Raw genomic sequence first — 12388 nt, 5'->3', positions numbered from 1 at the left:
AATTACTTCACGGATATTATATTAAGCGTTTTCACTTGAAAATAAATGGCTTCTCGCTTTTTTGAACAAAGCCCACTTTTTTTATGAACAATCGTTCATTTTTGAAAATTAGTAGACCAATTCTACGTCACTTTCTGCCAGCGACGTGATCAACGATTGGTCAGGTTTAGCATCAGTTACAAAAGCACTAATTGTTGAAAAATCATTTAATCTGAAATAATCAGTGCGTCCAATTTTACTGGCATCACACAATAAAATCGTTTGTTTGGATGATTCTTGCATGCGCCGTTTAACACTTGCCTGCTCTTCGTTAGACATATAAATACTCTGATTATCGACACTACTGCATGAGATAAAACACAAATCGGCGCGAAAGTTATTCAAATATTCCACCGCAACATTACCCAAAATTGAGCCCGATCCTGGTTCCAAGCGGCCACTCGTAACCATCGTCTTAATATTTGGCATATTATTAAGCTGAATGGCATCATAAATCCCATTTGTAATTACAATTAAGTGTTTATATTTCGCTAGAAATGGAATCATTTGGGTTACTGTTGTACTCGAATCCAAAAACAGCGCCATATTATCGCCGACAAAATCCACCGCTAAATCAGCAATCTGCTTTTTTGCCTGCTCATTTTCCTGTTTTCGAAATAGATAGGGGAACTCAATATTTTTAGATTTCACTAACTCAACCTGACCATATTTACGAATGATTTTATGATCATTTTCTAAAGTTATGATGTCCCTACGCAAGGTTGACGTACTCGCATAAGTTATACTTTGGAGTTCTTTAACTGACATCTTTTTGCGGCGACCCAATACTTCTAAAATCAAATTTAACCGATCATTTTTATACATACTTTTTTACCCCCAACCGATACGGCTTGCTCACTTTATGAACTTTTATGAATAAACATGAACACCATTTACCATTTGAACTGGACTTAACCCAAAAGTAACTGATAATGTTAACCCTTACATTTTTAAGCTTTATACTGAAGCCATAAATTAAGTATATCTATAAAGTGAGGTTTTTCATATGGAAATGATGTTTTATGCAGAGCGCAAGGATTTAGCGCACACCGTCCAAAAGACGTTTGATCGACTAGACACCAATATTGCTGGTGGCAACATGTCCATTAAAGTGTTAGGGCAAGATGGCCGAACTTATATTTTGATCACGCCAACTTTTATGTCGGAAACTTATTACGCCGAATTAGATCCAGCTCAAATCTTAGTCGTAGATGCCCAAACACGCGAAAAAGTCGATGGTGTGGGTGATATCACTCGCGAAATCAATATGCACTTTGAAGCTTATAATACGCACCCAGGGATACGCTGTGTTTACCATTCCCATGCCAAAGAATCTATGTTTTGGGCAACCTCCGGGCTAGATATGCCCAACGTTACTGAAGCCACGCGTGAATTGGGTCAGATCCGTGTATTACCTTATGCACCAGCAACTTCTAAAGCATTGGCAGATATTGTTCGCGATAATCTAGAAAAAATCGGTGATAAAGCCATGGAGAACGTCTTCTTACTGAACAGCCACGGTATCTTAATCACCGCAACAAGTCTGCATATTGCTGCTCGTATCATGGAAACACTAGAGTGGAACGCGCGGATTGCTTATCAGCAAGCTATCTTTATTAAACTTGGTCTCCTAGATACTTTTAAATCTTGCGGTCAAGATGCTGATAAACCTCTACCGCCCCAAGATATTTTCCCAATTCCTCTACCAGAAGAACCCCTGAAGAGTCAAGCACAACCATTTCCTGAAAAGATCCAGCGTCCAGAGAAAGAAATGATTCCAGATATAACCTTGGGCAAATAAAATTTATTGCTAACAAAAAAAGAGTCACGCTAAACCATTGCGACTTATGGTCTAGTGTGACTCTTTTGAGATGATCAACTATGCGACTTTGAGATGATTTACTTGTTCAGTAATTATATTTTTAGTTCAATGGTTCCCATTTCCAGTCGTTAACTTCTGGTAAATCGGTACCTTCAGCACGAATGTAATCGTGATGTTTTTGTAAAATATCGTCCATTTGTGAGTTGAATTCAGCAGCTTTTGTGCCGAATACTTGAGTTGCGACCTCTTTAGACAAGTGGAAACGATCTAGTTCGTTCATCACACGGATATCAAATGGTGTTGTGATATCCCCATCTTCACGATAACCATGAACGAATAAGTTATGGTTATGACGACGGAAGAAGATACTTTGAACTAAATCTTCATAACCGTGGAATGCAAAGATGACTGGCTTGTCAGTTGTAAAGTAATTATCAAACTCTTCATCTGTTAAACCACGAGGGTCTTCAGAAGGATGACGTAACTTCAACAAATCAACAACGTTGATGAAACGAATCTTCAAATCAGGGAATTGTTTGTGCAAAATACTGATAGCAGCTAAACTTTCTAAGTTTGGTTCTGTACCAGCAGCAGCAATAACAACGTCAGGTTCTTCACCGTGTGTCGTGCTTGCCCAATCAATAACCTTCAAACCATTATCTACTAACTGTTCAGCTTCTTGAACTGTGTAGAATTGTGGCCGTGGATGTTTTGAAGTAACCGTTAAGTTCAAGGTTTGCTTCATATTCAATGCTTTATGCATAACAGCAAGTAAGGTATTTGCATCAGCTGGCAAGTATTCACGAATATACTTCGGTTTCTTTTCAGCTAAATGCGTTAGGACACCTGGATCTTGATGGGTATACCCATTATGATCTTGTTGGAAGGATGTAGAAGCAGAAATGACATTCAATGAAGGATACTTGTTACGCCATTCTAATTCGTCAGCCTTACGAATCCACTTGAAGTGTTGTGTCAACATAGAGTCAACGACGCGTAAGAAGGCTTCGTAACTTGCAAAGATACCATGACGACCAGTCAAAGTATAACCTTCAAGCCAACCTTCATCTTGATGTTCAGAAAGTTGTGAATCAATGACACGACCAGAAGCATCCATCCATTGATCATTGCCAGGACGAATTTGTTCCATCCATTGACGTTCTGTAACTTCAAAGACTTCTTGTAAACGGTTAGATACAGTTTCATCTGGGCCAAAAATACGGAAGTTGTCTGGATTGTTCTTGATCACATCACGATAGAATTTACCCAATTCAACCATATCTTGGGCTACGTTCTCACCATGCTTCGTGTTATCCAGAGCATAATCGCGCCAATCTGGTAAGTTCAATTGTTTTGGTTCGATCCCACCATTTGTGATTGGATTAGCAGCCATCCGTTGATCGCCGTCTGGTGCTGTAGCACGTAATTCTGGTAATAATTTACCATTTTCGTCAAACAATTTATCTGGACCGTATGACTTCAACCATTTTTCTAAGGAATCGGCATGTTCCATATCATTTTGGTCAACTGGAATTGGAATCTGATGGGCACGGAATGAATCTTCAATTGGTTCGCCGTCCCAACTCTTAGGACCAGTCCAGCCTTTAGGTGTCCGTAAGACAATCATTGGCCAAACTGGCATTGTAGCGTCGTCAGCAGACTTTTGACGAGCCTTAGCTTGAATTTCACGGATCTTTTCAACGGCTGTATCAACAGCTTTAGCCATTTCTGGGTGTAATTTCTTGGAATCGTCACCTTCAACAAAAATTGGTTCCCAGCCAAGGCCTTCATAATATTTACGTAAATCTTCGTCACTCTTACGAGATAAAATTGTTGGGTTAGCAATCTTGAAACCGTTGATATCAACGATTGGCAACACAGCCCCATCTGTTACTGGGTTGATAAATACATTTGAGAACCATGAACCAGCTAATGGCCCAGTTTCAGATTCACCATCACCAATAACAGGCACAGCGATAACATCAGGGTTATCAAAGATTGCGCCAACAGCGTGTGATAAGGAGTAACCTAATTCCCCACCTTCATGGATAGAGCCAGGTGTCTCAGCCGCAGCATGAGAAGCAACCCCACCAGGGAAAGAGAATTGTTTGAACAAGCGTTGCATACCTTGTTCGTCTTGAGTAATTCTTGGATAGATTTCGGAATAGCTACCGTCTAAGTACGAGTTGGAAACCATAACTTGGCCACCATGACCTGGGCCTTCAATATAAAACATGTTCAAATCGTATTTTTTAATGGCACGGTTTAAGTGAGTATAAATAAAGTTCTGACCAGAAATAGTACCCCAGTGACCAATTGGATGCACTTTAACATCTGTATCTTTTAAAGGTCTTCTGAGAAGTGGGTTATCTTTCAAATACAACTGACCAACTGAAATATAGTTAGCTGCACGCCAGTACTTGTCCATCAAGTCAAAGTACTCTTGGGAAGAATAATCAACTTTTGATTTTGTATCTACCATCTAGGTATCCTCCTAACAAATCACTTACAAATTTCAAACATAGTGTATCGAAAAAAAAAGAGAATGTCAACCATTTAATTTAAAGGTACGTACCTTTTCTAGTTAAGCACGGTAAAAGTGTTGTACCGCATGAATTTGTAGTGCAGTCGCATGTGTGAAAATTCAATTGGTGTGCCCCGATCCATGAAGAAAATGCCCTCCATCGTACCCACTGGTTCATTGGGTTTTAATTGCAAAAGTTTTTGATCTTGAGCCGTAGAAACATCCGCCGAAATTGTCAAAAATGAACGTGTCACTGCAATATTGCGTGATTCTTGCAAGTAATTGTACAGCGACCCTGAGACAATATCTTCCGTCAAGTCTGGGACGAGTTTCACTGGAACAAAACCATCTTCAATCATGAACGGCTGGGTGCCAAAAGACCGCAAACGCTTGATCTCGTAAACAAATTCGCCTGGTTCTAAAAATAGTGCCTGTTGTACTTCTTCAGTCGCTTTGACCACATTCAAATCCAACACTCGAATATCTGGGCGCTCGCCATCTTTTTGAAAAGTATCAGTCACACCGACGTTATCGCCAGAAAAATTAAACAATGGCCGATTCTTTAAGTATAGCGGATTCACAAATGTGCCCGATCCTTGTTTTTGAAAAACCACCCCACGTTGAATTAAAACGTTCATTGCCTTTTTGATACTACTTCGACTTACGTTGAATTCTTCTGCCAGAATACGTTCATTCGGTAATTTCAAATCAGCGTATTCATTAGCATCAATACTTTTCTGTAACTTATTGATCACACGTTGATAAACTAAGTCAGCCACAGTGCCCTCCTCTAAGCAAAGTCATAATATTATTAAACCACAAAACAAAAAATTATTTCTGCCTAATAATATTCAGTTTATTCGGGTACTGCAAGCTTTAAGCTAGCCATCACCATCTTTCTTGCACTATAACTTAGCGCTTTCACTAATGGTACCATGCCTTTTTCCTTTTTAATATAATTTCGACTTTTCTTCTAATTTGTTTTTATTTTTAAACATATTTGAAAATTTAAATATGAGAAAATTGATGCTCGGCACACCTTTTCAGCATAGCAAAGGCTGTCCCAGTCACTGAACACCAACAAGGCTGATGTATTAAAAAAAGCCCGGCAACAAATGGTACTACTTGCGCCGTGCTTTACTTAAGCTAGTTTAATATAAGTCTGGTCGTCTATCCGCAAATACTGGGATTTCGCCCCGAATACGAGTAATTTGGTTTAAATCAATCGTTACGGTCTTTAGAGCTTCAGTGTCATCAAGTTCAGAAAGTACATTACCTAATGGATCATAAATTACTGAATGCCCGGCAAAATGATTGTCGGGATCATCGCCGACACGATTCACACCAACGACAAAACTTTGGTTTTCGATGGCTCGGGCAGCCAACAACTGTAACCACTGCTGGGTGCGTTGTTCAGGCCACTCAGCTGGTACGAAAATCAATTTGCTGCCAGCTGCACTTAATTTGCGTAACCATTCAGGAAAACGAATATCATAACAAATCACATTGGTAGCCGGTACCGTCTTGACTGTAAAATGACTCATTTGGTTGCCCGCTTGTAAGTACTGGTCTTCGTGCATTAAACCAAATAAATGTACTTTTCGATAAGTACTTAACAGCTGCCCTTGGTCATCAAAAACATAGGTCGTGTTATAAAACCGACCATCATGGGCAACAGCTACCGATCCGCCAAGAATATAGATATGGTACTGTTGTGCTAACTGAGCCAACAATTGCTGTGCGGTTGTCCCTTCCAAATCAGCAATCTCATTAAAACGTATCAAATCATATCCTGTATCCCAGAGTTCTGGGAACACCACAATGTCTGCCTGCTGTTTTGCAGCTTGTGTCACAAACTTTTTGACTTTTGCCCGATTATACGCAGGCTGACCAAAAGCAATCGCCATTTGCGCAATTGCAATCGTTAATTTAGGCATTGGCATACCATCCTTCCAACATTGCGTCCGACTACCAAGCAGCAATAAATCTAAAAACGCGTTTGCCCACTAGTGACATTAGTATCTTCATCAACCTTAGGTAATACCGAAATATCCACATCATGTTGGGTATTTTTCTCGATATAAGCTTTAGCTTCATTTTGAGTTGTCAAAATACTATCTACAGGCGTTTGAACATTCATTAATTGATCCACGATCTCTGTGTGTTCTTCGTAGTTGGAAAGTACAGGTATAACTTCTACCGTTAAATTTTTCAAAGCCAATAAAGGCTGATACAGCGGTGAATCTACTGAAATCAGAATGGTGGTATTGCCATTGAATACTTTGTTCGTTAACCACCATAAAGTCAGCTCAAGTTCAGAATTAAATACTGAAACTAGAACATTCGAACGACTCAGCAGCTGAATATAAGGTTCATTATCTTGATAACTCTTGATCAAAACTAACGAGCCATCTGTTCGATAGAAGTTTTCACGAATGACGCGCTTGCTATTGACTTGATCAAAATATTGCGTTGCGGAAATGGCCCCATTAGCATCAAAAATATCCCGACTAATAACGGTATTATCACGAAAATGCTCGATCACATGAATCTGGTGGTCATTTTGATAATAAATGGCCATCAATAATTGTTGATCTTGATCGTAGACCTTATCTGCATTATTTTCTGGATCATGCACCGTACTCATATTTGCGGTCATTGGAACGTCCACTTTTGCCTGTTTTGCTAAATTTCGGTTAAATTCTTGCAGATCTTGATATTTGTTGATTACTTTGGTGCTGCGCGTCATTAATCCCTGGGTGTTCAATTGCTTGACGACACTGCTCAATTGGTCATTATAGTCGGTTGAGATATGCCCCAGTGGCATCTGCATATCATCGAATAATTTGCGCAATTGCATCAAAACGCCTTTTTGAATCGTATCCGTGTTTAAATTCAAACTATCATCTAGCAAGAAATAGGAACGCCGCTTATTAAAGAAGACATGGTTGGCAATTTTTTTGGTTCCAAACCATTTGATCAAGCCATCATTAACTTCATCGATCTGTGATTGAATCTTTTGTGCCGGGTCCCCTGTATTTGCTGGACTATTGATCACTGTTAAACCTTGTTGACGCAAGTCGTGCTTCAAGAAACTGCGTTGATCTAATAGCTCCTGTTTCAATTGGTCCTTTAAGCGGCTCTCCTGTCCTTGTAGATCAACCAAATTACGTTGTGTTTGTTTCCACGGTGAGCGCGCTTGACCGTCACTATAATTACCGATTGACTGTGTCTCAGCCGCTGTTTCAATTGGTGTGCGGTTATCGTTGGTTACTGTATTTGCGCTTGGTTTCACTGCTGCATCTGAATTTTGCGTTGCTGCTGGCATCGACCGCGACTGAGCCATATTTGGTGATTCATTCAAGTTAGATGCCGTAGTATCGTAAGCTTGGGCGTTATTATCCACGCGTGGTGTTTGCTGTGGTAAAGCTACCCTCGGCCTTTCTGAATCGGCATCTTCATAATAATTAGGGTAACGATTCATTTGCGTTGAATTAGCCGATGTCTGTGGCGCATTGGTCGTTGATGCATCAAACTGGCGACTGCCAAATAAACCACCAGATTTGGTTGCTGTATTTGTTGATTGTTGATTGGTTTGATTATAATTTTGTGTTGCCGGCTGATTTGGCTGTAGCGGTGCTACATTACGTTTATTCTGTGATCCACGACCATCTTGTTGCGGTTGATTGCTGTTTGTATTCCCGAAAAGTGCCATAGCTGTCGTCTCCCATGAATTCATTCTTAAGTTTGCGCTAGGTTAATTTTAACAAACTTTTAAGATATATGTTTTTCATTTTAGTAAGAAAAACTTTCTAATTTAGCAATCGTTGCCACCAATGCCGTTTTTTCTCGGCAGGTAATTGCATATCAGCTAAGGTTCGCGGCTGTTTTGGCTGCTGTTCGATCGCCTCATCTGCTTTTTCGGCTGCCTGCAATGGATCAGCCTGCCATTCACTGTTTCCGGCTGTCTGATTAGAAACAGATGTATTTGAATTGTCAATTTTCACTTTTTGTGGGTCGTGCTGCTTATAACTTGAAGCAAGTGGTGTCTCATAGTCATACGCATCTTGACCAACAGGCAGCTGTTTTAGAATTTCCGCATTTTGCGCTTGAATCGTTTCGAGCTGCTTTTGCAGTGCCTCGATCGACGCCTTTTGAGTCGTGATCGTCTCTTGCATGCTTTGCATCATATGTACAAACTGGGCAATTGGTGCTGCTTCTGTTTGCTCAGTCTTCTTGGTAATAACTGCCGCTTTTTCAGCAGCTTTACCGGGTTTATCAGTCGAAGAAATTGCATAAAGTTGATTGACTGCATCTTTTAAAGTTAAATCTGGATGTTTGCTTAATTTGATCAATTGTTTTAATTGTTTAATATCGGTCTCACGATATAAGCGCATATTTTGTTGGTTGCGTTCAAAATAAGTCGCCTTAGTTGCGTTTTCAATCAAAAGTGAATATTTGCGTAATGTTGGGACACTAACACCAATTATTTTTGCAGCCTGTCCGGGCGTCTTGTACTCCTCAAAATCTAAATCTTGAGACATCTGATTTCCTCCTAGGATTACCGTTATACTGCCATTATAATCGGCGTTATAACGTGCTTCAAGCGTGAACCTCAAATCTCATGGCTAAATAATAAATTTTATTGTATTATAAACAATAATTCTTTTTTCTATCAACTATTACCTGATTACCTACTTAAATAATACTTTTTATCACCAAACTTCGTTATAATTAAACTAGTTAATGCTTTTAAAAGGGAGTGCAGGAAAATGTCAGTACATAAACCTTATCTATATTCGATTGCGATTTTAAGCATGCTTGGAATAACTTTAAGTGCCACTGTACCAGTAAATGCGGCGACTGACAGTCCGGCTGATAGCACTACACAACCAGCTGAACCAGCTAGTAACTACACAACAGCGGAACAACAAAAAATCAATACACTACGGGAACAATATCAGCAACTTGATCAAACCCCATATAGTACGGAAACGATTTATGGTTCACCGACAAACTTATATAACTATCCTTTTCGAGTGGGGACGATCAAAAGTAATTATGTCCAATCATCAACCCAGTGGATCAATTATTATCGGGAACTCGTGGGTCTGCCAAAGGTCACAGCAACAAATGGGGACAACGCCTCTGCTCAATTAGGGGCAAGTGTTATGGCTGGTATCAGTGCCAACCCAATGCTATCCCAACACAGTTTAGCTAATTCACTCAAACCGGCTTTTATACCCACTAAGACTTGGCAAAAAGCGCAATATATTACAAACATCAGTAATCTATACTTCCGTGCTGGTGAGGAGACGGCTGGCGACGCGATCACGGGATTGATTGCGGATAACAACAACATTGATGGCAATGATACTGGTCACCGGGCTTGGGTCTTATCACCTTATTTACAAACTATTGGTATTGGTGCTGCTTATGGACAAAATGACTGGAAATATATGGATATGCTTGTGGCTGATCCTGGGCAACTAACGAATCGAGCTGAAAAAGATGTCGTGACTTATCCAAGTGCCGGTGTATTCCCAATTGAAGAACTACAAAGTGAGCAGGACACTGCCCATAGTAAGCAAATTCCTTGGTCGATCTATTTTGCCGATGCCCAACAGACCTCAGGGACCCCAACCATTACGATCCAAGATGATACCGCCAATAAGTCTGTGACAGCCTCTGATGTGATGGATGCTAGCTCAAGTCAATATGGAAATTATGCATCGATTTATACATTTACACCTAATGGGTTGGCACTAGTCAAGAATCATCAATATACCGTGAAGATTACTGGTTTAGCAAATTATCCTGAGGGTTACAGCTATACCGTCAAGCTATTCAGTATTCGTGATCAGACCCCTCAAAAAAGTACTAAAGCGCTCAAACAAATTGATGTTCCTGAAACGGGCGCCCTTACAATTAAGTCAGCACCGGATGGTCAAACCCAGTTATTAAGTGCACCGATTTACTATCGTGGCCTTAATAAATACGTCAAGAATGGCACAAGTTGGCGCTATTTTGGTAAAACATTCATTAACGGCCAATACTTTTATGACTTGGGTAATAATGAATGGGTCAATGGCCGCTTTACTGAAATCAGTAATAGCCCTAAGCAGGGTACGCTAGCCATTGATACAGCACCTAATAGTCAAGTCATTGGCTACAGCTCACCTTATTATGACCAACAACCGACTGGTCGGACCTTCGCGAATGCCTCTACTTGGAAATACACACAAGTTGTTAATGTTGGTGGCATCAACTGGTATAATTTAGGTGGCGGTCAGTGGCTTTCGGCTGCTGACGTAAACATCATCAATTAATAAACTTGGAAGTGAGACATACTGTGGACGATGGCCAGCTAATCAACAATATCATTATTATTCTAGTCACCTTTATCATCGCTGCTTTTTTCGTGGCAGCTGAGTTTGCACTGGTACAAACGCGTGTCAGTCAGCTTGAAGATCGTATCAAGAATAAAAATGGTAATGGTCGTAAATTAAAAAATGCATTACACATGGTGCGTAATCTAAATGAGTACTTATCAACCACTCAAGTTGGTACCAGTATGACGGGAATCATCCTTGGTTGGATCGGTGAAGATACCTTGCGTACACTACTCGTAGAGCTTTTCGGCTGGACGCATCTGCTCAGTGGCCGTAGCTTGAATTTTGTCGGTGCTATTTTGGGTGTCGCTTTATTGACTTATCTAGAAGTGGTCTTAACCGAAATCGTACCAAAAAATATTAGTATTGATATGCCAATTCGCGTGTTAATGCTTGTTGTAACACCACTTAGAATTTTCCATACGGTATTTTATCCCTTTGTTTGGTTATTGAATAAATCAGCCTTGAATATTGTTAAACTGATCGGCTTCAAGCCAGCAGACGAAGAAAATGAAGTTTTTTCCCAATCTGAGATTTTACGTTTAACGCAACTATCCGTTACCAGTGGTGAAATGGATCAAAATGATTATCTTTACATGCAGCGGGCCTTTGACTTGAACGATAAAGTTGCGAAAGATATCATGGTGGATCGAACGAGCTTGTACGTCGTGGACATTACCGATACGGTTGATGATGTGATTAAGGACTACCTGCAGCAGGGTTATAGCCGTTTTCCTGTTGTCGCTGATAACGATAAGGACCGCATCTTGGGTTATGTTTATGCCTATGATTTGGTACGCCAAGACCAAGTGGACGGTCACATTGGCATTAGTCGGTTATTACGTTCGATCATTACGGTACCTGAAAGTATGCCAATTCAAGACATTCTCAATCAAATGATCAAGCGACAAACGCCGATCGTTGTGGTTGTTGATGAATATGGCGGCACTAGTGGCATCGTCACAGATAAAGACATCTATGAAGAATTATTTGGCACTGTTAAAGATGAAATCGACGATGTCTCTGACGAATATATTGTCAAACAACACGACGGCGCCTTTAAAGTCAGTGGAAAAACCACTCTGTACGACTTTGAACGTTACTTCCACAGTCGCATCCCTGAATTTCAAACCTCAGACGTGACGACCGTTGCCGGCTATATTATTGATAATTATCAAAACTTAGACCAAAACAGCATTATTGACATTGGCCGCTTTCAATTCAAAGTTTTAGAATATGAACATGCCTACGTCAATTGGTTTCAAGTCAAAGTTGCCGATGAGCCCTTTCATGATGAAGGTGCCCTTCAACTTAAAGAAGATGACAGTGACCATCAAGGAGAGTGAGACAAAAGGCGCTCAGTACCTGAGCACTAACAAGAATTGCGAAAAATGGTGTGCTTTCCATTTGAGCCATTCATTGTTAGGTGAGGGTGCTGCCTTTTGGAACACGTTTAAGATAAAATTGTTCGCAAAACAGATAGGTGAGGCTGGGACATAAGTCTTTTTATACAGCCTAAAGTAAAAAATTCCTTGAGATCTGATCTCAAGGAATTTTTTGCTTTTATGTAGGCACGAAGTGCCTTCCAATGTTATTCTATAAGCGACAAAA

The 12388-nt window shown here is 40.2% G+C and carries 9 protein-coding genes; 3 read left to right on the top strand and 6 right to left on the bottom strand.

Features of this window, described 5'->3' with window-relative positions; translation table 11 throughout:
* Positions 1–108 precede the first annotated feature (108 nt).
* A complete protein-coding gene (locus FHQ08_RS02400; RefSeq protein WP_230912793.1) occupies positions 109–864 on the bottom strand; it encodes a DeoR/GlpR family DNA-binding transcription regulator in 756 nt (251 codons plus the stop codon).
* Between the two features lie 181 nt (positions 865–1045).
* Between FHQ08_RS02400 and FHQ08_RS02395 the strand changes: the two genes are divergently transcribed.
* The gene (locus tag FHQ08_RS02395; protein ID WP_230912792.1) at positions 1046–1840 is read left to right on the top strand and encodes a class II aldolase/adducin family protein; all 795 of its coding nucleotides are present in this window, start codon (positions 1046–1048) and stop codon (positions 1838–1840) included.
* A 121-nt stretch (positions 1841–1961) separates the two neighbouring features.
* Here FHQ08_RS02395 and FHQ08_RS02390 read toward each other — a convergent pair whose 3' ends face one another.
* The 5 genes from FHQ08_RS02390 to FHQ08_RS02370 form a co-directional block, all read right to left on the bottom strand.
* On the bottom strand, positions 1962–4343 hold the full coding sequence (locus FHQ08_RS02390) for a phosphoketolase family protein (RefSeq protein WP_230912791.1): 2382 nt from the start codon (positions 4341–4343) through the stop codon (positions 1962–1964).
* A gap of 98 nt (positions 4344–4441) precedes the next feature.
* The gene (locus FHQ08_RS02385) at positions 4442–5164 is read right to left on the bottom strand and encodes a GntR family transcriptional regulator (protein WP_230912790.1); all 723 of its coding nucleotides are present in this window, start codon (positions 5162–5164) and stop codon (positions 4442–4444) included.
* A gap of 372 nt (positions 5165–5536) precedes the next feature.
* On the bottom strand, positions 5537–6328 hold the full coding sequence (locus FHQ08_RS02380; protein ID WP_230912789.1) for a carbon-nitrogen family hydrolase: 792 nt from the start codon (positions 6326–6328) through the stop codon (positions 5537–5539).
* Positions 6329–6372: 44 nt separating this feature from the next.
* Positions 6373–8100, bottom strand: a complete 1728-nt coding sequence (locus FHQ08_RS02375; protein WP_230912788.1) for an alpha-glucosyltransferase N-terminal domain-containing protein — start codon at positions 8098–8100, stop codon at positions 6373–6375.
* A gap of 97 nt (positions 8101–8197) precedes the next feature.
* A complete protein-coding gene (locus FHQ08_RS02370) occupies positions 8198–8929 on the bottom strand; it encodes a MerR family transcriptional regulator (RefSeq protein ID WP_230912787.1) in 732 nt (243 codons plus the stop codon).
* 228 nt (positions 8930–9157) lie between these two features.
* On the opposite strand from FHQ08_RS02370, the gene FHQ08_RS02365 reads away from it, so the two are divergent.
* Positions 9158–10714, top strand: a complete 1557-nt coding sequence (locus FHQ08_RS02365) for a CAP domain-containing protein (RefSeq protein ID WP_230912786.1) — start codon at positions 9158–9160, stop codon at positions 10712–10714.
* Positions 10715–10737: 23 nt separating this feature from the next.
* On the top strand, positions 10738–12123 hold the full coding sequence (locus tag FHQ08_RS02360) for a hemolysin family protein (protein WP_230912880.1): 1386 nt from the start codon (positions 10738–10740) through the stop codon (positions 12121–12123).
* Positions 12124–12388: the final 265 nt, after the last annotated feature.

Origin of the sequence: Agrilactobacillus fermenti, assembly GCF_021030645.1 — a bacterium.
Classification (GTDB): Bacteria; Bacillota; Bacilli; order Lactobacillales; family Lactobacillaceae; genus Agrilactobacillus; species Agrilactobacillus fermenti.
This window is presented reverse-complemented; position numbering and strand designations above follow the sequence as displayed.